This window comes from Streptomyces laculatispora (genome assembly GCF_017353455.1).
GTDB classification, from domain to species: domain Bacteria; phylum Actinomycetota; class Actinomycetes; order Streptomycetales; family Streptomycetaceae; genus Streptomyces; species Streptomyces laculatispora.
In genome coordinates, this window is sequence record NZ_JAFMPZ010000263.1 from 1 (window position 1) to 26,987 (window position 26,987).

Consider the following 26,987-nt stretch of genomic DNA (forward strand, 5'->3'; position numbering starts at 1 on the left):
CACCGGGTCTGCGACGGCGGCGTGGTCGGCGGCTTCCTGCGCTACGTGGCCGACTGCGTCGAGCGCCCCGCGACGTTGCTGGCCGACATGTGAGCGCCCCACCGGGCTGTTCTACCCGCCCTGGATCCAGTCGGCCCGCTCTGTGGGATTTCCGCCGGCCAGCGCGACAGGTCCCCTGCGGAAACCCGGCCGGAACCCAGTCGTCGGGGGGATGCAGCCGTACGGCACCCGCAACTGATTTGTCCCGGTCTCCTTCACGTACCGCACGCATGCCTGGATACCGCGCCGCCAGAACGTGTTCTCCGGCTCGATCACCGCAGCTTCACGAACCGCCCGGCACCGCGGGATCCTTGGGCGTGCTGAACTTCAGCAGCTCCCGCGCGGGCACGCTCGGCCCCCGCTCACCGGAGTCCTTCCGCTCGCCTGCCACCCCGGGGTTCTGGCTCTGTGCTTGCCGGTGGGGATGATCAGGCCGGGGCGGATCTGCCCGACGGACTCGCCGGCCGCCCTGCGCCGCAGCGAGGTGTGCAGCATGTCGTCGGTGATGACGGGGGCCGGCCGCCGTGTTTGCCCTGCTGGCGGCGGCGTCGAGCCCCTGATTCTGGACCAGTGGTCCAACTTGGACCTATAGTCCAGAGCGTGGAGACTGCCGAAGAAAGCACAGATCACCGGGTCCGGATGTGGGCGCCCGTGGGCCGGGCCGTCGCGCTGCTGCTCGGGCCGTATGCCGAGGTGGTCCTGCACGACCCGGATACCGACCGGATCCTGGCGATCTGGAATCCGATGGGCTCCCGCGGTCCGGGGGACCCTTCGCTGCTGGGCGAGCTGGACGTGCTGGACCCATCCGCGCGGGACGTGTTCGGTCCGTACGAGAAACTGCTCGCGGATGGCCGACGGCTGTCGTCGGTCAGCGCGGTCCTGCGCGAGCCGGACGGGAAGGCCGCCGCGGTGCTGTGCGTCAATCTCGACCGCACGCCGCTGGAACAGGCTGCAGCTGTGCTGTCCGCGTTCGGAGCCCCGACGACGCCCCGGCCGGAGCCACTGTTCGAGCAGGACTGGCACGAGCGCGTCCAGCACATCGTCGGCGCGTACGTGCGCGAGTGCGGCCGCCCCGTCGAGCGGCTGACCCGACCCGACCGCTTGGCCGTTCTCGCCCGCCTGGACGAGGCCAAGATCTTCGCCGTGCGCCGCGCCAACCCCGTCGTCGCCGCCGCCCTGCGCGTCTCCCGATCCACCCTCTACGGCCTGCTGGCCGAACTCCGAGCACCCGGCACGAAGGACCACACGCCATGACCCGCCTGCCTGACTTCCGCCTGGAAACCTACTTCTCTCGGTGGGAGTTCACCGCGCGCCACCACCTGACCGCCTCCGACGTGCAGACCATGACCCTCGGCGAGCTGCTCGCCCTGGCCGATGACCAGGACCGCGCCGCGTTCGAGAACCTGTCGCTGGGCTACACCGAGACCTATGGCGACCCGGCCCTGCGCGAGGCGATCGCAGGGATGTACGAGCGGGCGGACGCGGCCGACGTGATCTGCTTCGCCGGCGCCGAGGAGGCCCTCTACCTGGCGATGAATGTGCTGCTGGGCGAGAGCGACCACGCGGTGGTGGTGACCCCGAACTACCAGGCGGCCGAGACCGTGCCGCTCGCCCTGTGCGAGGTCACCGGCGTCGCCCTCGACCCCGACCGGGACTGGGCCCTGGACCTCGACGCGGTGAGGGCGGCGATCCGCCCGAACACTCGGGTCGTCTCGGTGAACTTTCCGAACAACCCCACCGGCAAGGTCATCAGCGCAGCCGACTTCACCGAGCTGGCGCGGCTGTGCGACGAGCGCGGCATCCACCTGTTCAGCGACGAGGTCTACCGCGGCCTGGAGCGCGATGCGGCCCACACCCTGCCGCAGGCCGCCGACTTGTCCGAGCGAGCCTTGTCACTGAACGTCACCTCCAAGTCGCTCGGCCTGCCGGGCCTGCGGCTCGGCTGGATCACCTGCCGCGACCGCAAGCTGCTGTCCCGAATGGAGCGGGCCAAGCACTACACCACCATCTGCAACTCCGCCCCTAGCGAAGTCCTGGCCCGCATCGCGCTCAAGGCCCGCGCCACGATCCTGGACCGCAACCGGGCACTCATCGCCCGCAACCTGCCGCTCTTCGACGCGTTCTTCGCCGAATTCGCCGACCTCTTCGAGTGGCAGTCCCCGGACGGCGGCTGCGTCGCCTATCCCCGCTACCTCGGCCCGGACGGAGTGGAGGAGTTCTGCACCCGTCTGGTCGAGGAAGCCGGCGTCCTGCTGCTGCCCGCCAGCATCTACCGCTCCGAGCTAACCCACACCCCCACCGACCGTTTCCGCATCGGCGTCGGCCGCGCCAACCCCGAGGAGGGCCTGGCCGCCTTCGCCCAGTGGCTGCGAGTCAACCAGTGACTCCACTCGTCCTCGACACCACCGCGATCAAGCACGCCACCACCCCGGGGCTGGTTCTCACCGCCGTCCGCGACGCGCTGATCGCCCACGCCCACGGCCGCACCACCGTGCCGTCACCGCTGCACCTGCAGTTCCCCGACGCCGATGGCGACTGCCACGTCAAGGCCGGCTGGGTCACCGACACGCCCGACTTTACCGTCAAGATCGCCACCGGCTTCTACCGCAACCCCGCCGCCGGCCTGCCTACGAACCACGGCCTGGTCTGCGTCGTCAGCGCCCGCACCGGCCAGATCCGCGCGATCCTCGACGACCAGGGCCTGCTCACCGCCTGGCGCACCGCCGCCGCGGGCGCTCTGGCAACCCACGCCATGGCCCGGCCCGCCGCCGCCACCCTGGCCGTGTTCGGCACCGGAGAACAGGCCCGCCTCCAGGTCGAGTGGCTGGCCCGGCTCCGCCAGATCGACACGGTGCTCGTCCACGGCCGCAGCCAGGACAGGGCCAGGTCGCTGTGCGAGGAGTTCGACGCACTCGGGCTTCACGCCCGGCCCGCCTCGGCCGACGAGGCGGCCGCAGCCGACATGGTCCTCACCACCACACCGGCCACGGCTCCGGTCCTGCAGGCCGGTGACGTCCGCGCGGGCGCGCACGTCACCGGCATCGGCACCGACATGCCCCACAAGAACGAACTGCCGCCAGCACTTTTCGCCCGTGCGGCACTGATCGCCACCGACGACCACCAACAGTGCCTGGACCACGGAGACTTCGGCCACGCCGTGCGAGCCGGGACCACGACCGACACCGGCGACACACCAATCGGTCTCCTGCTCGACAGGCCCGTCGAGCGGGCGGACGGTGCGATCACGGTCGCCGACCTCACCGGACTCGGCGCCCTTGACGCGGCACTCGCCTCCGCCGTCCTGCGCGAACTGGCCCCATAGGCCGTTGAGACTGCCTGAGCGAGGCAGCGGACGGACAGTTCGCCGCCTCCTCGGGCAACTGCCGCCCTGTCGCCACCGGCACGGTGAAGTCGACTTCCAAGTGCGGCTCGTACGCCTCCGGTGCCAAGTCGAGCTCGTGAGTACTCGCCGAACCGCATGATCTTGTCGGTCAGGTGGGGCGAGACCTCGGCCAAGTTCTCGCATTTCTCCTCCAGCTCGCGGACCTTCTTGCGCAGGGCGGCGAAGTATTTCGCCGGGGAGACGCTGGTGAACCGCTTTCAGTGTGTCGCCGACTTCCAGCGCCGTTACGGCGTGAAGCGGCTCTGCAGCATCCTCGGCATCTGGGTCGATGCCAAGGTCTGCGGCGTGGTTCGCGGTCCAGACCAGACCCGTGTACACGTCCTCGATTCCGGCGGGATAGGGGTGTTCCGGAGCGAGCTGGTAGTCGACCGATACGAGGACGACTTCGAACTGCTGCACCCAGTCAAGCATTTCCCCGATGAGGCTGCGGTTGTCACCCAGGATTATTCCGCCACCGTGCGTGAAGTAGAGGCGCCGGTGGCGGCACTGGGGCGGCAGACCAGTAGCGAGACGGCGGGCGTGCCGGGCGGCCCCGGTATCCGGTGCTCCGCAGCCCCGATCTCCCCGCCGCGTGCCAGTTCCTCGGCGGAGAGCCGCTGTTCGGCAACGGCAGTCCGGAGCGAAGAGTTCATGGACGGCAGGATCGCGGACGGCATGACTTCGGTCAACAGTGCGAGTGCCGGGGCGAGTTCCGGATCGAAGTGCGGCAAGGGCCGTGCTCGCGGACCCCGCGCCGCGTGGTGTGGTCATATCGGTTCTCCTCCGGCTGGACGGGGGTGACCCACCGGACGACTGACGTGCAATAGCGGATATATCGGGCGTAAGCGCAATCGGGTCGTAAGCCCTTGTAGTTGACATCACAGTGAGAGTGAGGCTGTCGTTTCTGCCCAGCAGCTTGAGTCCTTGCGGACGCCTTCGATCTTTGTGCAGCAGGTGCGGTCGAAAACGGTCCTTCTGCCACCACGTTCCCTTCAGCTGTTATCCAGCAGAGAATCCAGACCGTGCACGCGCGTGCCCAGCACCCGCCGCGACACCCCGCTCTCCATCACCCCGCTGAACACCTCAGCACCCGCCGCGCGGGCCGCAGCAGTCCTCCGGGCGTCGGTCGTCAGCAGATTCATGTTGATCGCCGCGGCGGCGGTGACCCCCGCCGCCGATGCGGCCGGAATGCCCGCCAGTACATCGCTGACGTTCCCCGCCGCCCACACGCCCGCGACCCCGGTGAACCCGGTGCCGTCCACAACCACCTGCTCGCCGACGCCCATCGGGTGCTCCCGCACCGTCAGGCCGAGCCCGCCGAGGAAGCCGACGCGCGCCACGAAACGCGGCGAGACCACCAGTTTGCGAACCGGCACCACCGCACCTGAAGCCAGACGCAACCCCGCCAGACGGTCCCGATCATCGACCTCCAAGGCGCCGACCTCGCCGTCCACCACCCCGACACCCAGGCCGGCGAGCTGCTCCCACTGCCCGTCCGTGAGATCCGCTCCCGTGTGCCGGAACAGCGTGACGTCCGTTGACACCTGCCGGAACAGCAATGCCTGGTGAAAACTGCTGAGCACCCCGATCGCACGGTCGCGGATCTCTCCGTCGTGGCAGTACGCGCAGTGCAGCACATCCCGCCCCCGCCTCGCGGCCAGCCCCGGCACATCCGGAAGCTCATCCACCAGCCCCGTCGTCACCAGCACACGCCGCGCCCGCACGCGCTGCCAGTCCTCGGTCACGACCGAGAACTCCTCACCGACGCGATGCACCTGTGTCACCCGTCCGGAAACGAGTCTGCCGCCGTAGGAGGCGATTTCCTCACATCCCAGCCGCAGCAGTTTCAGGGGAGAAATGCCCTCTCGCACCCAAACACCGTGCGCACCGGCATTCACGGCCGGAGCGTTCCGCGGTTCACCCGCATCCATCACCACCACCGACCGACGGGCCCTGGCCAACGTCAGAGCAGCCGCAAGGCCAGCCACCCCGCCCCCGACCACCGCGACATCCCACACCCGACCGTCCTCGTGCTTCAGATCGTTCTCACTCATACCGGCATCGTGCGGTTCTTGGCTTCGAAGTGGCAAGAGATTGTGCCGTTTCAGCAAGGGGTCAGGCAGGGCACCTTTCAACTCAGGTAAGTCATCGCAGTATCTGGCAATATGCCCATGCGGTCCGAGGGCTGGCGTTCACCTGTGCGGGAGCGGTTCGCGTATCGCAAACGGGGTCCTTCTGCCGAGCAAGATCGGAACGGCCGGCGGAAGCACGGTCGGATCGCGGATTCGCTGCCACCCTTTGATCTCACTGTCGGCGACGGGTGAATCGTGACCCTCTGACGGCGGATCAAAACTGACCCGCCTCGTGGTCTTCCGACCATCCTGATCTTGATCGAAGGTCAGGAGAAGAGGGTGATTTCCGTGGAGGACTGGGCAGAGATTCGCAGGCTGCACCGGGCCGAGCAGATGCCGATCAGGGCGATCGCCCGGCATCTGGGTATCTCGAAGAACACCGTGAAGCGGGCGCTGGCCACCGACCGGCCGCCGGTGTACTCCCGGCCGGTCAGGGGCTCGGCGGTCGACGTCGTCGAGCCGCAGATCCGGGAATTGCTGAAGCAGGCTCCGACCATGCCGTCGACTGTGATCGCCGAGCGGATCGGCTGGGAGAAGGGCATGACGGTCCTCAAGGACCGGGTCCGTGAGTTGCGTCCGGCCTATCTGCCCGTGGATCCGGTCTCGCGCACGACGTATCGGCCCGGCGAGCTGGCCCAGTGCGATCTATGGTTCCCACCGGTCGACATCCCGCTGGGCTACGGGCAGAGCGGACGCCCTCCGGTCCTCGTGATGGTCTCGGACTACTCGCGGATCATTGCCGCACGGATGCTGCCCACCCGCACCACCGGCGACCTGATCGACGGACACTGGAAGCTGCTGACCTGCTGGAACGCGGTCCCACGGATGCTGGTCTGGGACAACGAGGCCGGCATCGGCCGCGGCAAGGTGACCACTGACTTCGCCGCGTTCGCGGGCCTTCTCGCCACCCGAATCTATCTCTGCCGGCCTCGTGATCCGGAGGCGAAAGGGCTGGTGGAGAGGGCCAACGGCTATCTGGAAACGTCATTCCTGCCCGGCCGCACCTTCACCGGACCGGACGACTTCAACACCCAGCTGACCGCCTGGCTGAACATCGCCAACCGGCGTCAGCACCGCACCCTGGGGGCCCGCCCGATCGACCGGTGGGAAGCCGACCGGTCCCAGATGCTCGCCCTGCCGCCCGTCGATCCGCCTCGCTGGTGGCGCTTCGCGACCCGCATCGGCCGCGACCACTACATTCGCGTCGATACCTGCGACTACTCCGTGCACCCCCTGGCCATCGGCAAGAAAGTCCAGGTCCGCACAGACACCAACGAGGTCATCGTCACCCTCAGCCCCGGCGGAGCCGAAGTCGCCCGCCACCCGCGCTGCTGGGCCAAACAGCAGACGATCACCGACCCCGTCCATGCCCGCGCCGCAGCCCTCCTGCGAGGCGACTACCGCCACCACCAAGCCTCCCGGGCCCTGACCACCCGCCAGGCAGGCGCCGCCACCGCGGCTGACCTCGTCGAGGTCGAACAACGACAACTCGATTCCTATGACCGCATGTTCACGCTCATCGAGGGCGGCGGCGGACACGACGAGCCGGAGGCCTCCTGATGCCACCCACCGCCACCAAGGCCAGCCCCGGCAAGCCCCAAACCGGCCGCCAGACCGCCTCCGACCTATCCTTCCTGACCCGGGCGATGAAGGCCCCGGCGCTACTGGACGCCGCCGAGCGGCTGGCCGAACGCGCGTTGAAGGAGACCTGGACACATACCGAGTTCCTGGTCGCCTGCCTCCAGCGGGAGGTTTCCGCCCGCGAGTCCCACGGCGGCGAGGCCCGCATCCGGTCCGCCCGCTTCCCCGCGATGAAAACGATCGAGGAACTCGACGTCACCCATCTGCGCGGCATAACTCGCCAACAGCTCGCGCATCTGGGCACGTTGGACTTCATCGCCGCGAAGGAGAACACCGTCTTCCTGGGCCCGCCGGGCACCGGGAAAACACATCTGGCAATCGGACTAGCGGTCCGAGCCTGCCAGGCCGGCCACCGCGTCGCGTTCGCTACCGCTGCCGAATGGGTCGACCGCCTGGCCGCCGCCCATCACGCCGGACACCTCCAGGCCGAGCTCACCAAGCTCAGCCGCTATCCACTGATCGTGATCGACGAGGTCGGCTACATCCCCTTCGAAGCCGAGGCCGCGAACCTGTTCTTCCAGCTGATATCGAACAGATACGAACGAGCGAGCGTGATCGTCACGAGCAACAAACCCTTCGGACGCTGGGGAGAGGTCTTCGGCGACGAGACCGTGGCAGCCGCCATGATCGACCGCCTCGTCCACCACGCCGAGGTCCACTCCCTCAAAGGCGACTCCTACCGCATGCGCGGACGCCAGCTCGGACGCGTCCCCACCGCCACACACGACACCGACTGAACAACAGCAACCAGACCCAGTGGGTCAAAGTTCGACCGCCCAAACCGGGTCAGGATTCAGCCGCCGCCGACACTCACGCCACAGGTGGAACCGGTCCCGCTCTGGGAAACGTTTGGTACGCGGGGTCATGGCTGGCACTCAAGCCGCAGCTACGTCCAAGTGGACGGCGTCGGGCCCCTGCCCACCCTGTAACGCTCAACGCCTCCGGACCTGTCACACCTACTCGTCACGAAGGTGCTCGGACTCGCGGATCTCCTGCACGTGCCCCCTCGCCCCTGCCGGTCATAGCAGCCCGGCACGTCGGTGCCCGCGCCCGATAGCGCCCGCGCCGTCGGCCCGGACACCCCGAGCGTGGGCACCCGCATCGGAGAGTCCCGACGCTCGACCCTCCCCCGGAAATTCCAGTCGCAGCTCGATTCACTGCCGCAGCACATTGGAGTGTGCGGTGTTTGGAGACCGAGCCCGGCTCGCCTCAGGCAGACAGCCATCGGCCGCATTGCGCGGGGAGTTGGCTCCGGCCGACAAGTCCTGGATCTCGTAGCGAAGCATGTGTCGGCCGCAGAGGCCCAGCGGGGTCACGGGGAGTTACGCAGAAAGCGTCCGCACGGCGGGGAGGTCCAAACGCCGCATCGCACCGTCCACCACAAGATCGCACTGCGACGTGATAGTGCCTGATATGTAGGCGGTATGGGTGTCGCTGGTGGGGTTTGCGGAAAATGGCCAACTTTTTGTTGGCCTGTTGATCGGTGGTACACGCTCGGGGTGGAGGTGATCGCCATGAGTGGTATGACGAGCGAGGCGAAGAGCAAGGTGAAGAGCGCCACTTTTGGCGAGGGCGCATACGACGTGGTGGGGGTGTGGCGGGTCTGAGAAGTCATCTGCGAAGGCAGAGTCGTCTGGTGGTGGAACGACGGTTCGGGGGTTCCCCGTCGGGTGATCCGGCAGTGGCTGCCGCATGAAGACAGCCATTACTCCATGGTGAGCCGTGGCCGCGGCATGAACCGGCTGCCCGTCGCGTCAGCCACCACCCAGCCCCGTTCCGCGAGCCGTTTCGCCTTCGACCGCAGGTTCTCCGTCCTCGATGGCACCGGATCCCAGCCCACCGCGACCGTCAACTCCCGTACTCCCGTACTCGCAGGTCGGATCCCTCCCCGCCGTCGGCTTCCACGGCCGCCAGCAGCCGCGGTCGGCACGGATTTGATTTCGGCGCGGCCGGCATGCTGGCGGTACTTTTCTTGCCGTGGTTGACACCCCACAGGGTGTCGCCGCCGATCGAGCAGCGGCCGTGGAAGTACCGCACACCGTGCGTGCGGTGGTAGGTGGCCAACCGCAGGCCATGTACGGGAAGGGGCGTCCGAAGCCGCCTTCTGTCGCCTCGGACGCTCCTCACTCCGAGCCAGGGACCTACCGCCGCAGGTGCGGGCCGCAGCGTGTCGGCCTCGGACCTGCGGCGGGATCGGTCATGGCCGATCAGGAGTCCTTCTGGGACGAGCGGGGCGTTGTCCACGGCATCGCACCAGCTTCAGGGGGCGACCCGATAGTGGCTGCTGACGGCGACCCGATTCCAGGCGTTCATGACGATCGCGAGCCAGCTGACTGCGGAGACCTGCTCGTCGGTGAGGGAACCGTCGTCCCAGGTGTGCCGCTCCGGGACGTTCAGTTCGGTGACCTGCTCGGCCAGGGCGAGGGCCGAGCGTTCCTGGGCGGTGAAGTACTGCGACTCCCACCAGGCGGCCAGGACGGCGAGGCGGTCGGTGCTCTCGCCCTTGGCGAGGGCGTCGCGGGTGTGCATGCGCAAGCAGAAGGCGCAGCCGTTGAGCTGGGAGACCCGGATTCGCACCAGCTCGGCGAGCAGAGGATCGAGCCCCGCCTCCCGCGCGGCGGTGTCGGCCTGGGCGTCGAGCGCCCCCAGGCTCTTATAGGTGTCAGGGTGCTGCTTACCGAGGTTCACGGTGCTCATGGTCTTCCTTACTGAGATGCGTTCGTTCATGCGGCGGTGGGCCCGGTCGTCATCCGGCCCGGGGTGAACATGGCGGGTGCTCTGTACAGTGGCCTCACCTCGCCGGCGATCGGTTCGCGTCGTCCGTCCCCGAGCCGCTGGGGCAATTCGGCGAGCCGTTCATGGCCGGGCTCGCCGACGAAGGGGACCACCCGGCCGCGAGATCCAGCATGTCCCGGTCGAACCGGGCCGTCGGCATGGCGAGCGACAGGCCCGCCTCGGGCTCGCCGACCGGGTTCCGGATCAGCATGCCCACGGCGGTCAGGCCGGTCTCGGTGCGCTGGTCGTTGATGGCGAAGCCGCGCTTGCGGACGAGCGCGAGTTCGCGCTTGAGCCAGGGAAGCTCGATACCGTCCGCGCCGTCGTACAAGGCGGTCAGCTGGTCCGGCGGCAGCGCGGCGAGGATCGGCTTCCCCCCTGACGCCATATGGGCTGGCAATGACCGTCCTACGCGGTCGCCGACACGGAGGATCTGATGGCACTCGACGGTGGCGATGAACCGGACCTCCGTCCCCGCGAGCACCATCACGTTCGCGGACTCCTGAGTCTCGCCCACCAGGCGCTGCAGATGAGGCAGGGCGACTCTACGGAGCACTACCACCGGTGCCTCGGACATCTCCACAGGCCGAAGTACCTTGCCGGCACGGTATCTGCGGTCCGGCATCTGCTCTGCGAAGTCCCGGTAGACCAGCATCGCGAGCAGGCGGTGCGCGGTGGAGGCAGAGAGACCGAGGCGTTTGGCCGCATCGGTCACCCGCACCGGGCCCTCCTGCTGGAGCAGGGAGGCGAGGTGCAAGGCATGGTCCACGGAAGTGATCGAGTAGGACGGTTTGTTCTTCACAGCAGAAGCAATTATTCCTCACGGCATAAGAACGGCCAGAGTGCGGTCTGGGCCAGTACGAGGTGCGTCGCCGTACGGGCCGGTGCCGGCACATCATCCTGGCCATGCTTGCTCACGCCTTCCTGGCCGCCCTCCTCGCAGCCCGGACCATCGAGAGGGTAGTGGTGGCAGATGACGTCACCAACACCGCCCCTCTCACCGCGGTGGATGTCCGGCGACTCCCGGGTGTTCTGCTTCTTCGCCCGGAGCCCACGAAGGACCAGTTCAGGCAACGATTCCAGACCGGATTGCTGGCGCCAGGGGTCAGGTGCCACTCATCCCGGCGGAGCTTCAGAACGGATAGCGCTCGATGTCGCTCTGGAGCGTGACCCACTGCGTCTCGGTGAAGGTCTCGATATTGGCGTTCGGCCCACCGAACCGTCCGCCGGCCCCGGACCCCTTCCAACCACCGAAGGGGGCGACCGCCTCGTCGTCGACGGTCGAGTCATTGATGTGGACCGCGCCCGCGTCGATGCGGTCGGACAGCTCGAACGCGGCGTACGTGTTCGACGTCAAGATCGACACCGACAGGCCGTACTCGGAGGCGTCGATGATCTCGATCGCCTCGTCGACGTCGTCGTACACCTGGATCGGGGCGACCGGGCCGAATATCTCCTCCGACCAGGCAAGGTTGTCGGATGTGACGTCGGTCAGCACCGTCGGCCGGTAGTAGAGGCCGTCGTAGGAGCCACCGGCCGTGAGGGTTGCGCCCTTGGCAACGGCCCCGGTCACGACGCTGTGGACGCGGTCGCGCTGCCGGGTGTCGAAGAGCGGGCCGAGCGCGTTCGAAGAGTGAAGGTGGCGGTCTCCGTACGGGAGGGGGCGATCTCCTCGTCCACGCTGCTCAAGCGGCTACGCTCGGGCTCCAAGAAGAACGCCACCTACGCGGCCTTCCGCGAGGTCGGCCGCGTGCTCCGCACCGTCCAGCTATTGCGGTACCTCTGTGATCCGGCGCTTCGCCGGCGGGTAACCGCGGCGACGAACAAGACCGAAGCATTCAACGGCTTCTCGCAGTGGATCGGCTTCGGCAACCGCGGGGTCATCGCGGACAACGACCCGGTCGAGCAGGAGAAGGTGATGAGATTCAATGCTCTGCTCACGAACGCGGCCATTTTTCACAACGCCCTGGACATCGCCGAGATCGTGCGACAGCTGCTGGAGGAGGGCTGGACGATCGAGTCGGCAGACCTGGCGCACATCTCGCCCTACCTGACCGAGCACATCAACCGGTTCGGCGAGTACAGCACGCACGAACTCGGCATCCAGCCCGAGGCGTACGACCCGAAGCTCGATGTCGACTTCACTCAGCTCCGCGACCAGGACCTGACCGCCGCCGGTCTCCGCCAGGCCGCCTGACCCGGCCGCGAGCGGGTCGTCGTCATGAGGCCATGGACGAGGCGCCCGAGCTCCCCCGGACCCGGCAGGTCGGCGGCGTGGTTGTCGTCCAGGACGCGCTCGATCCGCTCCCGCGGTTTGAGCGGGTCACCCTTCGGCACGTCGCCGGTCTTGGGCAGCTCAGTCTGGAAGAGATGCGGCCTTCGGCAGTAGGGGAGGTCACCGGCGCGGAATTACCCAATCCGGCATGCTGGCCGCGTCCTGGTATCCTTTCCGGATGTTCATCGTGATGTTCATCTGACGGTCCTGGGTCTCTCCCGTCCAGGTTCTGATCCGTTGAGGGTGCGCTCTGTCCTGCCCTCCGGACCTCGATAGCCGTCAGATTCTTGGCGGCCTCGCGTTCAGCGTCGGTCGCACATCATCGGAGCTTCTTCGTGCTCGCAGTTCTTCTCCTTCCTGGCGCTCTTCGCGCCTTCCTTCCCGCCCTGATTGGCCGGTCTGCCCTCGCGATGGGTGGTCTTGCTCTCCTCCTCGCCGTCCAGGACAGCACGGGTTCGTACACGCAGGCCGGTTTCGCAACAGCGGTGTTCGGCATCGCCAACGTCCTCGCCGCCCCCTGGCGTGCCCGGGCCGTCGATCGATTCGGTCAACGGATCGCGCTCACCACGATGGCCTCGGGCCAGGCATCTGGGTTCATCGCTCTCGCGCTCATCACGGAAGCCGAGAGTGTCGCGGATATCTGGTTCCTCGTTCTCAGTGCGGTGGTCGGCCTGACAGCGCCACCCCTGGGGGCGGCGATGCGAATGGTCTGGGCATCGCTCACAACAGCCGGTGACCAGCGAACAAAGGCATTCAGTATCGACGCGGTTTGCGAAGAGCTCCTCTTCGTCGGTGGTCCTGTCATCATCACCGCGGTCATCGTGGCCAGTTCTCCCAGCACTGGGCTCTGGGTGACCGCGGCAGCGGTTTCCCTCGGCACTGCAGCGATGACGTCCAGTGCGTCATCGGGGGCGCTGCGCGGGGCAGGAGGGAGCGGCGCGCAAGGTGATCGCCCACTGCGACAGCCAGGTTTCGCAAGGGTATTGGTCGTCCTGCTGGGCGTCGGTGGTGTATTGGGCGTCGCGGAGATCGCAGCGCCAGCCACCGCTGCTGAACATGATGCTGTCGCAGCTTCGGGCTGGCTCCTGGCGGCCTTTGCCGGCGGAAGTGCTCTCGGGGGTTTCCTCTATGGGCAGCTGAACCTCAAGTCGGGAATCGGCAAAAGGCTGTTCGCCCTGTGCGTCGGCATGGGACTTGCTGCGATGTTCGTGTCCCAGCTGGACACACTCGGTCTCTTCGCCGCAGGCCTCGCCCTCATCGGCCTCTTCCTCGCCCCGTCCCTCATCACCGGATACCTCATCGCCGACACCATCGTTCCGGACACCAGCCGGACGGAAGCGTCGACATGGATCAACACCTCCGTAAACCTCGGCGCATCGCTGGCATCCGCCGCGGCAGGACTCGTCATCGACAGGTCCGGCGCCTGGCTCGCCCTCTTGCTCGTGGGCGCGATTGCTCTCGCGCTCGCCTCCGCTGTGCCATTCACACGGCTGCGCAAGATCGAGTCGCCTGCGGACCACGCTCCCGACCGTTGCGAGCAAGGCTGATCAGCAGCCCCCGACCTCCCGAGCGGTCAGGGCGTTGGTGCTGGCGTGCGGTGCTCCATAGAAGCCAGGACGGGGTGGTCGGCCATGGGGCCGGCGGATCGGTCGCCCCAACCACGGTGGGGACTGGCTTGACAGTGAGGGGCCCCGGCGGCGCGCCGCCGGGGCCCCTCACATATCCACCCTTCGACGACGGTCTGTTCGTCGAAGGGTCGAAGGGGCAGCAACCTCTGACAGGCCGTTGGCGTCGCTGGTCATCTCGCGGCGGCCCAGGAGCGGAACGAACTCCAGATCGAGAGCGCCCAGGCCGCCACGCAACCACCGTTGAAAGGGTGTCACGCTTCGCGCTTGCAGAAATGAGTAGTTCTGAGAGACCGGAGACCCCGCCGGGCCGTGTCCGGTTTGCCTCTGATCTTGGTTCTCACAATCTTTCGCAAAACAGCTTTCGCGCAATGTCGCTCGCGATAGGTTCTGCGACATGCCAGAGCTCGCCGAACCGGCCGCCGCCGTCGAACAGTTCGACCGTCCGACATGTGAGGCGCCCGCCGGAAGCACCTGCGCACCCGCGGCGGCAAGGTCGCCCCGAAGTACCACACCCCGCGCTTCATGCTCGTCCCCCAGCTCCGCGCCGAACTGGAGGTGAAGACCCCTACCGACCGCGGACCCGGCCGCGCGTGGGAGATGGGCCCGGCCATCGGCGCCGCCGCGCCGGAAGCCGCGACGAAGCCCGCGAGGGTGGGGTATGCCCGTTGCAGTACCGCCCAGCAGGAGCTTCAGAGCCAGCTCGACGCCTTGGCGGAAGCCGGGTGCGATCCGGTTTTCTCGGAGAAGATCAGCACCCGGGTCAAGGTGCGGCCGGAGTTCGTCAAGGCGATGGACTTCGCCCGCACCATCAAGAAGGCCGCCCCGCACCAGCGGGTGATCTTCACCGTGCACGAGATGAAGCGCCTGGGCCGCGGCGCCGCCGAACTGCTGGCCATCGCCGAGGACCTGCGCCACCACGACATCCAGCTCGAACTCCTCACCGGTCCCCTCCAGGGTGTCTACGACCCGTCCGGGCACGGCGCCGCCCTGTTCGCGTTCTTCGCTGGCATGGCCGAGTCCGAGCGCGAGTACATCCGGGAGAAGTCCCTCGAAGGCCAGGCGTCCGCCCGTGAACGCGGCCGGCATGGCGGACGTCCGAAGGTCGTCGACGACGACATGGCCGCGTACGCACGATCCCTGCGGGCCAACGGCATACCTGTTCCCGAGATCGCCCGCAAGCTCGTCATCACCTCGGGCAAGAACCAGGGCAAGCGGCCCTCGGTCGCCACCGTCTACCGCATCCTCGTCGAGGACGCCGACGGCGCCGAGTAGGCCTGGATGCCTGTCAGGGCTTCAAGGTCAACTCATTGCCCCTTTGCCCCGTATCTCGGCGATACCCCGGCCTGTTCTCCGGTGCCGAACACGGCCAGGGTGGCGGCGGCGGGCCGGGCCATGGCGTGGGTTGCCAGAGCGCCCGCGGCGGCGGTGCGCCAGGCGGTGAGCAGGCCCTGGTCGTCGAGGATCGCGCGGATCTGGCCGGTGCGGGCGCTGACGACGCAGACCAGGCCGTGGTTCGTAGGCAGGCCGGCGGCGGGGTTGCGGTAGAAGCCGGTGGCGATCTTGACGGTAAACTCGGGCGTGCCGGTGATCCGCTCCGGACCACACCTCTGACCAGGCCACGTCTGTATATCGCGCCACGATCTGTACCGGTGACGTCCTCGTCACATCCGCCGCTCGGCGCTCGCCTTTCGGTCTCAGTACAGGGACACGCTTCCAGAAGAGCCCGATACTGCACACTCGGCCCAGATCGTCTTGCCTGCCGCGGTGTGACGAGTGCCCCAGCGTTCGGAGAGCTGAGCGACCAGGAACAGGCCACGACCGCCCTCGTCAAAGGTGCGCGCCCGGCGGAGGTGCGGAGCGGTGGTGCTGGCGTCGGATACCTCGCAGATGAGGGCCTGGTCATGGATCAGCCGCAGCACGATGGGCGCGTGTGCGTACCGGATGGCGTTGGTGACCAGTTCACTGACGACCAACTCCATGACGAAGACAGCGTCGTCCAGTCCCCATGCGGCCAGCCGGGCGGCTGCTTCCTTGCGGGCCCCGCCGACGACAGCGGGGTCGGCGGGCAGCTCCCAGGTGGCCACCCGGTCGGCATCGAGCGTCCGGGTCCGGGCGATCAGCAGTGCGACGTCGTCGGTGTGGCGCTCAGGGAGCATGCTGTCGAGCACGTTGTCGCAGATGGTCTCCAGCGGCCCGGCAGACGCCTCCAGGGTCTGGCGCAGCCTGTCAAGCCCGAGATCGATGTCTCGGTCGTAGGATTCGATCAAGCCGTCGGTGAACAGGACGAGCAGACTTCCTTCCGGAAGTTCCAGCTCGGTGGTCTCGAACGGTAGACCGCCCAGGCCCAGCGGGGGACCGGCGGGCAGGTCGAGGAAATCGACGGAGCCATCCGGTGTGACAATCGCCGGCTGTGGATGTCCGGCGCGGGCGAGGGTGCAGCGGCGAGAGATCGGGTCGTATACGGCGTACAGGAAGGTGGCGCCGATCTCGCTGGAGACGTCGCCGCCCTCGTCCAGTTCTGGGTCCGCGGACCAGCTGATGACCAAGTCGTCGAGCTGGGTGAGGAGTTCGTCGGGGGAAAGGTCGACGTCGGCAAGTGTACGGACCGCAGTGCGCAACCCCGCCATCGTGGCGGAAGCATGGATACCGTGCCCAACGACGTCCCCGACGGCCAGGGCGACTCGGGCGCCGGACAGGGGAATGACGTCGAACCAGTCACCGCCCACGCCGACCCGGGAGCCTGCGGGCAGGTAGCGGCTGGCGGCTTCCACCGCCGACTGGCTGGGCAGTCGGCGTGGCAGCAGACTCCGCTGGAGGGCGACCGCCGTCGCCCGCTCGCGGGTGTACCGGCGCGCGTTGTCCACGCAGACCGCCGCTCTGGCCACGAGTTCCCCAGCGAGGACGAGATCGTCCTTGGCGAAAGGATCCGGGCGCCCCCGGCGCCCGAAGACGGCCATGCCGAGGGGGTGCCCGCGGGCACGCAGCGGCACAGCCATTACCGAGTCGATGTCGCAGTCGTGGGTTTGCCCTGCCGGAGGCTGGAGCTCTGCGACCCAGTGGTCGAAGTAGGCGTTCCCTGGTCTCACCAGGACAGGGACACCGGACGCCAGGCAACTGCCCGAGGGAGAGGAATTCGGGTAGGCCTTCGCCTTTCTCTGCGTCATGGCAGATGGGGTGGCATCTTCTTGGACGGTCGCGCGCGCGACCCGTCGCAGCACCACTCCTCCGGGAGCCAGGTCGGAGGCTGGCTCCTCACTGCGAAGCACGGATTCCAGAAGATCGACACAGGCGACATCGGCGAACCGCGGTACGGTCACCCGGGCCAGTTCCCGAGCGGTACGTTCCACATTCAGTGTGGTCCCGATGCGAGCACCGGCCTCGTCCAACAGGGCGAGCCTCTCCCGTGCCTCGTACTCAACGGTGATGTCGAGCGCGCAGACCCATGCGCCTTGTACACGGCCGGATACCTCTTTGAGTGGGCAGACGAAGAGAGCCCATGCGTGGGGGCGGGACTCGCCCGGCGTCTGCAGAAACGTCTGTAGGTTCGCCGGTTCACCGGTCTTCAACGCCACGAAGATCATTTTTTCGACCTCCGTATAGGTGGGACCCGGCAGAAACTCCGTGAGACGCAGTCCGCGTGCCTCGTCCTCGCTGACGCCGATCACCTTGGCGCATTCATCGCTCATCCGGAGCAGTCGGCCGTCCCCGTCGTAGATGCCCGTGACGAAAGCCGCCTGCTTGAACGCCAAATCCATGAGTACTTCGTCCCCGCGTGGGCGGCGCTCGATCCCCGAGTCGGCCACCAGCAACGTCCGCGGGGCTCCGTCGTTCTCCGTCGTGGGAACGGCCAGTAGCTGCGCGGTGACACTGTTGCCGTTCCGGTGTCGAAGTTCGATCTCGCCGCCCCAGGGTGAGCGCGTCATGAAGTCATGCCTGACCGCTTCGGGCAACGGCCTAAAGAGCAGGCCGGCTGCGGAATGCCCCACGACCTCGGAGGACGAGTAGCCGAGCAGTCGCTCGGCACGAGTGCTCCACTCCGTGACAATGCCGTGCTCATCCACCACGGCTGTATTCAGGCCGAACAACACAGGCCCCTGATCCACCGGGGGCTCAGCCGGTATAGCGTCGTACCCGTCCATGGCCACTCGTTCGTTCTCAGGTATCCCTGCCCGCATCAGCATGGCGCTATGACCTAGTGTCCTGCGCCGGAGATTCGTTGGCAGAACCGGGCGAGTGAGTCGAGGATCTCTTCGGCTGTCTTGGTCCAGATGAACGGTGTTGGGTTTTCGTTCCATTCCTTGACCCACGCTCGGATGTCGGCTTCCAGGGAACGCACGCTTTTGTGTGTACCGCGGCGGATCTTCTGGTCGGCGAGGAAGCCGAACCACCTCTCCACCTGGTTGATCCAGGACGAACCGGTGGGGGTGAAGTGCAGGTGGAATCGGGGGTGTTTGGCCAGCCATGCCTTGATGGCCGGTGTCTTGTGAGTGCCGTAATTGTCGCAGATCAGGTGGACCTGGAGGTGCCCAGGAACCTCCTTCTCGATCTTGATGAGGAACTTCTTGAACTCCGCTGCCCGGTGCCGGCGGTGCAGCGAGGTGATGACTTCGCCGGTCGCGACGTCGAAGGCCGCGAAGAGGGTGGTCAGGCCATTGCGGATGTAGTCATGGGTGCGACGCTCGGGCATGCCCGGCATTATCGGCAGCACCGGCTGGGACCGGTCCAGCGCCTGGATCTGCGACTTCTCGTCCACCGACAGCACCACCGCCCCTTCGGGCGGATTGAAGTGCAGCCCGACCACGTCGTAGACCTTCTCCACGAACAAGGGGTCCGTCGACAGTTTGAAGGTGTCCGTCAGATGAGGCTTGAGACGGAACTTCCGCCAGATTCGGCCCACGGTCGACTTCGACAGCCCACTGCGGTCGGCCATCGACTTACGCGACCAGTGGGTGGCGTTCTTCGGCATCTCCTCCAACGTGCTGACCACGACCGCCTCCACCTGGTCAACGCTGATGGCGGGCGGCCGGCCCGGCCGGGGCTCGTCCACCAACCCGTCCAGCCGGCCGGCCAGGAACCGCCGACGCCACTTGCGGACCGTATCCGCCGCTACCCGAAGATCCCGCGCCACCACAACAATCGGCGGAACGTCAGGGCCTGCACACGCCAACACGATCCGCGCCCGTAACGCCACCGCCTGCGCAGACGTCGCCCGCCGGGCCCAACGCTCCAACACCGCACGCTCATCAGCGGACAACAACAACGGTTCCAGCTTCGGACCACGACGCGGTGCGGGCACACCCGAAGAATCACTCATACAGGAACTAACGACGGATCTCCGGCGCAGGACACTAGCTTAGAAGTCATCTCAATTGGTGAGCCTGCGGTAGCAGATGAGGGTGCAGGCGATGCTGGTGAAGGCGAGGAAGTGCTCGGCTTTGCGTTCGTAGCGGCGGTGGAGTCGGCGGCAGCCGGTGAGCCAGGCCATGGTGCGTTCTATGGTCCAGCGGTGCCGCCCGAGCCGCTGCGAGGACTCGACGCCTTTGCGGGCGATGCGGTGCCGGATGCCGCGCCCTGCCAGCCATTGCCGCAGGTGGCGGTAGTCGTAGCCCTTGTCGGCGTGGAGTTTTGCGGGCTTGCGTCGGCGAGGACCCCGGCGGGAGCGGATCGGGGGTATGCCCTTCACGAGTGGGATCAGGGCCTGGCTGTCGTGGACGTTGGCGCCCGAGATGCCGACGGACAGGGGCAGACCGGTCCGCTCGGTGATCAGGTGGATCTTTGAGCCGTACTTGCCCCGGTCGACAGGATTCGGACCTGTCAGGTCCCCCTTTTCAGGGCCCGCATGTTCACCGAGTCGATCGCGCACCTCGACCAGTCCAGGTCGCCGCGGGAGCCGAGTTCATCGAGGACCAGGCGGTGGAGCTTGGCCCACACCCTGGCCTTCGTCCACTCGGCGAACCGGCGGTGGGCCGTCGCGCCGGACGGCCCGAACGACGCCGCGGGCAGCTGCTGCCACGTGCAGCCCGACGTGGCCACGAACACGATCGCAGCCAGGACCTCCCGGTCACCGTGGCGCCGCCGACCACCGCCCTGAGGCCGCGACGGCGCCTCCGGCACCACCCGCTGGAACAACTCCCACAAATCATCCGGCACCAGCCGCTCAACAATCCCCGCCACGGCCAACAGCCTACCCAACCAAATGAGATGACTTCTTAGTTCCGCCGATTGATTGCCGCCGGGTCGGCTTTCTGACGCTGGCCACATTCCTGCGTGGTGCAGCAAGCTGGGCTCGTGCCCGCGTCCGCCATCCGGAAGGTAGTACGTCGCGGCGGAGGCTCTGGAGCCTCCACCACCCCTGCCTGCGGAGTGTAATGGTGCGCGCACATCCTGTTCCAGGCTGGCGGCGCTCCGAACCCTCTGCCCCGCCCCTGAAGCACGACGGGCTCCGTTGGGGGCCCCGCTCTCCACCGTCCGCGACGCACGGCCCGCAGTCCACATCGCATCCGGCACCGTCTCCGGGCGAGCCGGCGCGAACGCGGCTGATCTCCATTGCGGAGATGGCCAGAGCACCTGCGGTCACGGCTTTCACGCAGCTTTGGGATCTCGACCGTCCGATGCGAAAGGCAAATGTGGCGGCAAGCCGTCGTGCACGCTTCCAGTGCCGTCCGCGAGCAGAGCGTTGATCATCTCGCACGGTTCGTCCTGCGAGATAGCCGCAAAATGCGACTCAAACGCCGCGACCACACCCTGACTTTCTCACCGGCCGAGCCAGTCACACGCGATGCCGGATCGCATGCTTTGGTCGAGCGCGGCCCGCTCGGCGGGCTCCAGATCGGCGGCGCGGAGGAAGTCGGCGACTTGCCCGGCATGTCGAGAGTGACCGCCGGCTCCGGGGCCGGGGCGCTCTCCTCGGTGGCGTTGCCGTCGGGCAGGAGGTCGGCGACGGCGGTGCGGATGGCGCCGCGGCTGACGCTGTGGTCGCGGGAGAGGGCGGCAATCGATCGGCCCCCAGGTACGCGGTGCGCACGTCACCGGTCTTCTCGACCGCCACGGCAGGGCGGCGTCCGCCCTTGCTGCCCTTGGCCTCGGCGGCGCGCAGGCCCTCGTAGGTCGGTGGTGAGGTCTGCACCATGGACTCACAGTGGCCAGCAGCTCGCCGGTGCGCGGGTGGCGGGCGGTGAGGACCATGACGGAGAACGCGCCGTCGTGGATGCGCAGGGCCACCTGGTCGCGATAGAGGACGTCGAGCACGTCGAGGATGTGGCCGGTGCCGCGTAAGAGGCGGCACATCTCGGAGAGGTGGACGGTGTCGCCGGGCCGGGCGTAGTCGAGGAGTGCGCGGAGCTTCGGGCGCTGGAGTGGGTGGAGGCGGCTGGAGGTGTCGGGGCCCCCTCGAAGACGACCGGGTCTTCGATCCCGGCCTCGTCCAGGACGAGGTTCTGCCGGGCGGTCGACTGCTGGTCGGTCGAGACCCGCTTGTAGACCAGGTTCGCCACCGAGGGCCCCTTCCGTACGGAGGACCGGACCTGGCTGTCGTCAAACCTTGTCAGCAACCACCATCGGATCTGATTGGACTCGGGCCGCCGCGAACCCCGGATTGCACGGGTCCATTGGACGCTCGGGCCGCCTGTCGTCAAATGATGGCACCCTCAAGTGATCAACGCACCACCCACGGATGATCACGTGATCGTGGAGGCACAGGTGCGTGACTACGGGTTTTCGCCAGCTCAGCAGGTCGAGACTTGGAGACGCTGGCGCGAGGGGCAGTCATTCAGCTTGATCGGGCGGGCGCTCGGGGCACCGATGCAGCACGCTCGTCGCTTCCTGTACCAGAGCGGCGGCGTCAGCCTCACCCCCCCTCATACACGATCCGAGCGGCATCTGAGCGGCAGCGAGCGCAAGGAACCTGCGGGATCGCCGCCGGAGAATCGGCCGGACAATTAGCCAAACGGCTGGGCAGATCGCCTTCGACCGTCTCCCGCGAGATCGCCCGCAACGGCGGCCGGGACCGCTACCGAGCCGCGTCGGCCGATGCGATCGCCTACGAGCGCGGGCTCCGACCCAAGCAGGCCAGGCTCGCCCAACGGCCCGCTCTGCGCGCCCTGGTGGAGGCCAAGCTGGCTCTGTGCTGGTCACCCGAGCAGATCGCAGGATGGCTGCGACGGCAGTTTCCTGGTGACGCCTCCATGCAGATCTCGCACGAAGCGATCTACCTCTCGCTCTACGACCCTCGCCGGCGCCAAGCAATCGACCGCAGCCTCACCCAGCGACTGCGGTCAGCCAGGCCCATGCGCCGCCCGAAGATCGCCCGCCGGCCTACGGGACGGGGCATCATCCGCGGCATGGTGTGCATCACCGACCGCCCCGCCGAGGTCGAGGACCGCAAGGTTCCCGGCCATTGGGAAGGCGACCTCGTGATGGGCACCCGGCCCTCGGCCATCGCCACGCTCGTCGAGCGCACCAGCCGCTACACGGCCATCGTTGCGCTGCCGGACGGCATCAAGGCTGAGCAGGTAGCTCCGCACCTCACCAGGAGCCTTCTCGGCATCCCGCCCCAGCTACGACGAACGCTCACCTGGGACCGAGGCCGGGAGATGGCAACCAGGCCATCACCGCCGAGACCGGGATGCCGATCTACCTCTGCAAGCTGCGCAGTCCGTGGCAGCGCGGCACCAACGAGAACACCAACCGGCTGCTTCGGCAGTGCCTCTCCAAGGGCGCGGACCTCCGCACGTTCAGCCAGACCGATCTGGACGCCATCGCCTTCGAGCTCAACTATCGTCCGCGCAAGACCCACGGCTATCGCGCTCCGTCAGAGGGGTACGCTGGCCTCCTGAACAGCGGTGATACGTTGACCGCTTGAGCTCGCCATCGTTTGATGACAGGTGTGACGGTGGGGCACCGGGGCGGAAGGGCATCGCTTCTCGGGGGCGTCGGGTAGGGCATAGGTGCCCGGTCAAATGGGTTGTCGAGGCAGTAGCGTGTTGTCAAGATTGGTTGGTGAACATGCCACAGCACCAGAGCGCCCCTTCCGTACGTCCCATCACCGACGCCGACGTTCCCACTGCGGTCGATACTCTCGCCCGCGCCTTCGCCGACTACCCCTTCACGCGGCACGTGATCGCGGCGGATGGTCATGAGGAGCGGATCCGGCGTTACCAGGAGCTATGCCTGACCCGTATCGGCATGGTGTATGGCCGTGTCTGGGTCGCCGACGAAGGTCGCGCCGTGGCCGTCTGGGCCGTTCCCGGCCAGGACCCCTCGCCCGCCTTCGCCGAACTCGGACCGCTCCTCGGCGAACTCAGCGGCGACCGGGCCGCCGCTTCCGAGACCGCGGACACGGCCATGGCCCCGTACCGGCCCGAGGAGCCGGGATGGTTCCTGGAGACCGTGGCCACCGCCCCTGAGGCCCAGGGGAAGCGTCTCGGCAGCACTGTACTGATTCCCGGCATCCAGGAGGCCGAGCGCGCTGGGTATCCGGCGTTTCTGGAAACCTCCAGCGAGGCAAACGTGCGGTTCTACGAACGCCTCGGCTTCAAGGTCACCGCCGATGTCCAGCTCCCCGACAACGGCCCCCGCACGTGGTGCATGCGCAGGGATCCTCGCTGACAGCCTGAGAATCCGACCGGTGGGGGCTGGGCTCAGACCGCCTTTTCGTCCTCGTCGAGCCCGCCCGCGCCCGGGCCGCGCAGCGGGCGTAGGGCGCCGGTGGCCGGAGCGGGTGAGATGAAGCCGCCGTGGATCGAGACCGGTCCCCGCACGATGGTGATTGCCCGCGGCGCCGCCGCCATCCACGGTGCTGACTGAGTCAGCCCGTTCACGCCGGGGCGACGGCCGCCTTGCCGCCGGGCGCACGCGGCCCGGGGACCGTCGCGGTCTGGGTGGTCAGGAGAGGGTCGAGGCGGCTGTTCATGTCCAGCTCGAACCGGCCGTACACCTCCTTATCTGGACACCTCCAGTGAGGTCTGAACCGGCGCCGTGGCGAGTGAGGTGCGGGGTTCGTTGGGCCACCTGAGTGCAGGCTTGGGGAGGCCGGTGTGCGGGTGGTCAAGGAACGCGATGGCGGTGTCGTACGGCGAGTCCGGTTGGTCGATGGCAACGGCGAACCGATCGCGGCGGCCTGCCGGTTTCTGGATCATCTGGTCGACCGGGGCTTCTCGCCGCACACGATCTGTGCGTACGCGTACGACCTGCGACGCCTGTTCACCTTCCTCGCTGCTGAGGACATGGACTGGTGCGAGTTCCGGGGCCCGGACGCGTTGAGGCTGCTGGCGTTCCTGCGGCGGGCACCGTCGCGGCGGCCGGCCCAGCGACTGGGCCTGACGGTGGTGGTCGGCGGCCCGGAAGCACCGGGCAGCCTGCTCGCTCCGGCGACAGTGAACCGGATTTTGGCAGCCGTCTCCAGCTTCTATGACTGGGCGGTGGTCGCCGAGGAGTATGACGGCGACTTTCCGATGCAGAAGCGCCTTGACCCGGCACTGGCCCGGGTGCCCGACCGGCATCAGCCGTTCATGGCCCGCGCGAGCCGTCAGCAGCCGATGCGTCGCACGGTGACGGTCAAGCAGCCGCGGCGACTGCTGCGTCCGGTGGGCTAGGCGGTGCTGGAGCAGTTCATCGGCAGCCTGAAACGGCTGCGGGATCTGGCGGTGTTCCTGTTGATGCTGGACGGCGGGCTGCGGCCGGGCGAGGTGCTGTTGCTACACCTGGACGACATCTCCTACGACCGACGCCGGGTGACGTTCCGCAAACGGGACGACCACCCGCGCGGGGCCCGCGGCAAGTCCCGCACTGAACGGGTCGTGGACCTGCACGAGCCTCGCACCCTGGACGCGGTCAGCCGCTACGTGATGCACGAGCGCCCGCTCGACGCGACCAACCCGTTCGTGTTCCTGGTCGGCGGGAAGGGCACCCGCCGCCTGGAGCCGCTGGGCTACGACGCGGTGGTGCGGCTGTTCGCACGGAGGCTGGACAAGCTCGGCCTGCGCACGCCGGAGACCACGCCCCACGCGCTACGACACACTCACGCCACAGCGATGTGGGAGGGCGGGATGCGGGAGCTGTTGCTACAGAAGCGATTGGGACATGCATCGCCGGAGTCGACGAAGGTTTACACCCGCGTCTCCGACGAGGCCGTGCTCGCCGACTACACCCGCGCCCTGGAGAACAACCGGTGACCGCGCTTGCCCGTGACACGGGCCCCGCCCAACCCCCACACGCCCTCAACCGATCAACACCAGCGATGCGTGACTTTCGAAGACGGCGCTGATCGCCTCCCAGGGGTGACACAGCCGAGGACAACGATGACGACAGTCCTGCGTGCCTCTGCGCCTCTCGCTGAACCGGACAACCGGACTGTCCCGGTCACAACCTGAGTGGAGGGATCTGCCGGACGGCCCTGGCGGGATGGGTCAGATCCGGAAGGTCCGTACGACGAAGGTCTGTCCGGCGACCGAGGGCCAGCTCGCCCAGCTCTCGTCCGTGGCCAGGGTGGGCGCGCCGACTCCGTCCGGCAGGCCGGCGGTGGTGGACACGACGCGGATGGGCAGGGGGCCCTTGCCGCGGGTGCGGATGACGACGTCGATGCCGTCGGCGGGCGGGGCAGCGTAGTCGAAACTCCAGCCCCAGCCGCTCTCCGGTCGCTTCGGTCCGCCGGTGAGCTTCGCGCCCTCGACGGTGGCGCCGAGGATCTGGTGGGCACGGGTGTCGGCGTGGACAGCGATGGTGTGGGCGTCGGCAGGCCCCTGGACGCGGACCCGGATCGTACGTACGCCCTCGGTCTCGACGGCCGAGGCGTTCTTGGTCAGTGGTGTGTCCAGGGGTGCGGCCTTGGCCGGTCCGTTCGCGAGCGCGACATCGCCCAGCGGAGGGATGCGGTCTTCGAAGCGAGCCGGTTCACCGGTGAGGAGTTTGCCGACGGTGGGCTGGGAGGTGTCGCCGTCGCTGACCCAGGTGGCCTTGCCCGTGTCGGACTCCAGGACGTAGCCGAGGCTGACCGGCCGGGGTTCGTCGGCGCTGTAGCCGTCGAGGGCCGTGCCCACGACCAGCGTGCCCGCACCTGCCACAGCCGTCGCGAGCATCCCGACGGTGAACGCACGACGTGAGGGAAGAGGCTCCAGGAGGCTCAGCAGTACTGCTGCGAGCAGTGCCGCGAGGACCAGCGGGGCGGCTATGAGCGACAGCCCCAGAGCGGGCAGCAGCAGAAGCACGACCGGCAGGACGAGCGCCGCAACCGGCAGGACCGTCACTGCTCCGGCCACCACCCGCCAGGGGGAGTCCGACCGTGTGAACCGCAGTGTCACCGCGAGAACCGTCAGTCCGATCAGGGCCGGCCAGGTGAAGAGGTAGGCGGCCCCGGGCAGCAGCACCGCGCAGACCACGGCGAGCATCGCGAACCAGCCGAGCACACCCGCCACGATGTCCAGCGGCGATGCCTTGCGGCGGGCCCAGCGGTACCAGGCGACGAGCAGCACCAGGAGCAGCAACGCTCCGCCCCACGCGTACCGGCCGAGGTGGTGGACGCTGCCCTCGCTGAGCGCGAAGTCCGGCCGGGCCAGGCTCAGCGCCGACCACCCGGCCAGCCCGATGGCCGCAGCGCCGATCAGCGTGAGGGGGAAGGTCAGGGCGGCCCGTCCGGCACCACTGGGGGACAGACCTCGGCTCCGGCCGAGCCACAGCAGCAGCGGCACACTTAGGAGGGCTGTCAAGGCGAGCGGCAGGGCCAGCCATGCCGGGTAGGACACGACTGTTCCGAACAGGGAGAAGTACGTGGCGTCCGGACCGCTCTGCGAGAGGTCAGTGCCGCCGAGCCGGCAGACCGCTCCGAGGGCCGCGTCCCCCATGTCCTGCACGCTCGCGGCATCGAGCCGGGAGATGCTGTCGTGGGCGGTGTGGTAGTGCGCGGAGCCGTTCATGAAGGCGAAGTTGAGTCCGCGCATCCCGGCCTCGTCGAAGACTGTCAGGTCGGTGTCGTTTGGCAGTTTTTCGTAGATCGCGGCGGAGAACGACGTGGTGAGCGCGCCGGAAGCCCGTACGGCGGAGGTCAGACCGGTGCCTGCCTTCTGGAACATCACGACGGGCCCGGACGTGCCCCGGCCCTCCATGTTCACCACGACGGTCCG

The 26,987-nt window shown here is 67.9% G+C and carries 20 protein-coding genes and 4 pseudogenes; 12 read left to right on the forward strand and 12 right to left on the reverse strand.

Going from position 1 to position 26,987, the window contains the following annotated elements:
* The first annotated feature begins 639 nt into the window (after window positions 1-639).
* The 3 genes from J1C73_RS14635 to J1C73_RS14645 are packed head-to-tail and all read left to right on the forward strand — an operon-like array spanning window position 640 to window position 3,361.
* Window positions 640-1,293, forward strand: a complete 654-nt coding sequence (locus J1C73_RS14635) for a helix-turn-helix transcriptional regulator (protein ID WP_207316759.1) — start codon at window positions 640-642, stop codon at window positions 1,291-1,293.
* On the forward strand, window positions 1,290-2,423 hold the full coding sequence (locus tag J1C73_RS14640) for an aminotransferase class I/II-fold pyridoxal phosphate-dependent enzyme (RefSeq protein ID WP_207316760.1): 1,134 nt from the start codon (window positions 1,290-1,292) through the stop codon (window positions 2,421-2,423). Before J1C73_RS14635 ends, J1C73_RS14640 begins: the two co-directional genes overlap by 4 nt.
* Window positions 2,420-3,361 (forward strand): ornithine cyclodeaminase family protein, encoded by a 942-nt coding sequence (locus J1C73_RS14645; protein ID WP_207316761.1) that lies wholly within the window; start codon window positions 2,420-2,422, stop codon window positions 3,359-3,361. Before J1C73_RS14640 ends, J1C73_RS14645 begins: the two co-directional genes overlap by 4 nt.
* A 399-nt stretch (window positions 3,362-3,760) precedes the next feature.
* Here the strand turns inward: J1C73_RS14645 and J1C73_RS36015 are convergent.
* Both J1C73_RS36015 and J1C73_RS14655 read right to left on the reverse strand, forming a co-directional pair.
* A pseudogene (locus tag J1C73_RS36015) lies at window positions 3,761-4,300 on the reverse strand (alpha/beta hydrolase fold domain-containing protein); the annotation flags it as partial.
* A 113-nt stretch (window positions 4,301-4,413) separates the two neighbouring features.
* Window positions 4,414-5,475, reverse strand: a complete 1,062-nt coding sequence (locus J1C73_RS14655; protein ID WP_207316762.1) for an NAD(P)/FAD-dependent oxidoreductase — start codon at window positions 5,473-5,475, stop codon at window positions 4,414-4,416.
* 357 nt (window positions 5,476-5,832) lie between these two features.
* Here J1C73_RS14655 and istA point away from each other — a divergent pair, with 357 nt between their 5' ends.
* A complete protein-coding gene (istA, locus tag J1C73_RS14660; RefSeq protein ID WP_207316763.1) occupies window positions 5,833-7,113 on the forward strand; it encodes an IS21 family transposase in 1,281 nt (426 codons plus the stop codon).
* A complete protein-coding gene (gene istB, locus J1C73_RS14665) occupies window positions 7,113-7,931 on the forward strand; it encodes an IS21-like element helper ATPase IstB (protein ID WP_207316764.1) in 819 nt (272 codons plus the stop codon). The genes istA and istB overlap by 1 nt, the downstream gene beginning before the upstream one ends.
* A 1,522-nt stretch (window positions 7,932-9,453) precedes the next feature.
* Here the strand turns inward: istB and J1C73_RS14670 are convergent.
* From J1C73_RS14670 to J1C73_RS14680, 3 genes and pseudogenes are all read right to left on the reverse strand, one after another.
* Window positions 9,454-9,891: a carboxymuconolactone decarboxylase family protein gene (locus J1C73_RS14670; RefSeq protein WP_207316765.1), complete on the reverse strand. Its 438-nt coding sequence runs from the start codon at window positions 9,889-9,891 to the stop codon at window positions 9,454-9,456.
* 94 nt (window positions 9,892-9,985) lie between these two features.
* Complete coding sequence (locus J1C73_RS14675; RefSeq protein ID WP_207316766.1) at window positions 9,986-10,738, reverse strand: IclR family transcriptional regulator; 753 nt, start codon at window positions 10,736-10,738, stop codon at window positions 9,986-9,988.
* Between the two features lie 363 nt (window positions 10,739-11,101).
* Window positions 11,102-11,566, reverse strand: a pseudogene (locus J1C73_RS14680) (aldehyde dehydrogenase family protein); the annotation flags it as partial.
* A 42-nt stretch (window positions 11,567-11,608) separates the two neighbouring features.
* On the opposite strand from J1C73_RS14680, the gene J1C73_RS14685 reads away from it, so the two are divergent.
* The 3 genes from J1C73_RS14685 (at window position 11,609) to J1C73_RS14695 (ending at window position 15,144) form a co-directional block, all read left to right on the forward strand.
* Window positions 11,609-12,166 carry a Tn3 family transposase gene (locus J1C73_RS14685; RefSeq protein ID WP_207316767.1) on the forward strand — a complete coding sequence of 186 codons (558 nt, stop codon included), beginning with the start codon at window positions 11,609-11,611 and terminating at the stop codon, window positions 12,164-12,166.
* A gap of 413 nt (window positions 12,167-12,579) precedes the next feature.
* Window positions 12,580-13,791 (forward strand): MFS transporter, encoded by a 1,212-nt coding sequence (locus J1C73_RS35740; RefSeq protein ID WP_207316768.1) that lies wholly within the window; start codon window positions 12,580-12,582, stop codon window positions 13,789-13,791.
* Between the two features lie 603 nt (window positions 13,792-14,394).
* Window positions 14,395-15,144: a recombinase family protein gene (locus J1C73_RS14695; RefSeq protein ID WP_242644168.1), complete on the forward strand. Its 750-nt coding sequence runs from the start codon at window positions 14,395-14,397 to the stop codon at window positions 15,142-15,144.
* Window positions 15,145-15,176: 32 nt separating this feature from the next.
* Here the strand turns inward: J1C73_RS14695 and J1C73_RS34875 are convergent, their stop codons facing one another.
* The 5 genes and pseudogenes from J1C73_RS34875 to J1C73_RS14720 all read right to left on the reverse strand — a co-directional run.
* Window positions 15,177-15,500: a Rossmann-fold NAD(P)-binding domain-containing protein gene (locus tag J1C73_RS34875; RefSeq protein WP_307797694.1), complete on the reverse strand. Its 324-nt coding sequence runs from the start codon at window positions 15,498-15,500 to the stop codon at window positions 15,177-15,179.
* A gap of 66 nt (window positions 15,501-15,566) precedes the next feature.
* On the reverse strand, window positions 15,567-18,011 hold the full coding sequence (locus tag J1C73_RS14705) for an ATP-binding SpoIIE family protein phosphatase (RefSeq protein WP_207316769.1): 2,445 nt from the start codon (window positions 18,009-18,011) through the stop codon (window positions 15,567-15,569).
* A 53-nt stretch (window positions 18,012-18,064) separates the two neighbouring features.
* Window positions 18,065-19,168, reverse strand: a complete 1,104-nt coding sequence (locus tag J1C73_RS14710; protein ID WP_372446686.1) for an IS630 family transposase — start codon at window positions 19,166-19,168, stop codon at window positions 18,065-18,067.
* A 69-nt stretch (window positions 19,169-19,237) separates the two neighbouring features.
* Window positions 19,238-20,052, reverse strand: a protein-coding gene (locus tag J1C73_RS14715) for an IS5 family transposase (RefSeq protein WP_443732220.1) whose coding sequence is annotated in 2 segments (ribosomal slippage) — window positions 19,238-19,698 and window positions 19,698-20,052 — 816 coding nt in all. Because the reading frame shifts where the segments join, the coding sequence is not laid out codon by codon here.
* A 573-nt stretch (window positions 20,053-20,625) separates the two neighbouring features.
* Window positions 20,626-21,168: pseudogene (locus tag J1C73_RS14720) on the reverse strand (hypothetical protein); the annotation flags it as partial.
* Between the two features lie 402 nt (window positions 21,169-21,570).
* Here J1C73_RS14720 and J1C73_RS14725 point away from each other — a divergent pair.
* Window positions 21,571-22,732 (forward strand): annotated as a pseudogene (locus J1C73_RS14725) (IS30 family transposase).
* A gap of 143 nt (window positions 22,733-22,875) precedes the next feature.
* Window positions 22,876-23,478, forward strand: a complete 603-nt coding sequence (locus tag J1C73_RS14730; RefSeq protein ID WP_207316776.1) for a GNAT family N-acetyltransferase — start codon at window positions 22,876-22,878, stop codon at window positions 23,476-23,478.
* A 32-nt stretch (window positions 23,479-23,510) separates the two neighbouring features.
* Here J1C73_RS14730 and J1C73_RS14735 read toward each other — a convergent pair whose 3' ends face one another.
* Entirely contained in the window at window positions 23,511-23,690 is a 180-nt protein-coding gene (locus J1C73_RS14735; protein WP_207316771.1) for a hypothetical protein, read from the reverse strand.
* A gap of 216 nt (window positions 23,691-23,906) precedes the next feature.
* Between J1C73_RS14735 and J1C73_RS14740 the strand changes: the two genes are divergently transcribed.
* Both J1C73_RS14740 and J1C73_RS14745 read left to right on the forward strand, forming a co-directional pair.
* Complete coding sequence (locus J1C73_RS14740) at window positions 23,907-24,464, forward strand: site-specific integrase (protein ID WP_207316772.1); 558 nt, start codon at window positions 23,907-23,909, stop codon at window positions 24,462-24,464.
* A 3-nt stretch (window positions 24,465-24,467) separates the two neighbouring features.
* The gene (locus J1C73_RS14745) at window positions 24,468-25,043 is read left to right on the forward strand and encodes a tyrosine-type recombinase/integrase (RefSeq protein ID WP_207316773.1); all 576 of its coding nucleotides are present in this window, start codon (window positions 24,468-24,470) and stop codon (window positions 25,041-25,043) included.
* Window positions 25,044-25,277: 234 nt separating this feature from the next.
* Here the strand turns inward: J1C73_RS14745 and J1C73_RS14750 are convergent.
* Window positions 25,278-26,987: M28 family peptidase (locus J1C73_RS14750; RefSeq protein WP_207316774.1), on the reverse strand; the 1,710-nt coding region annotated here is incomplete at its 5' end.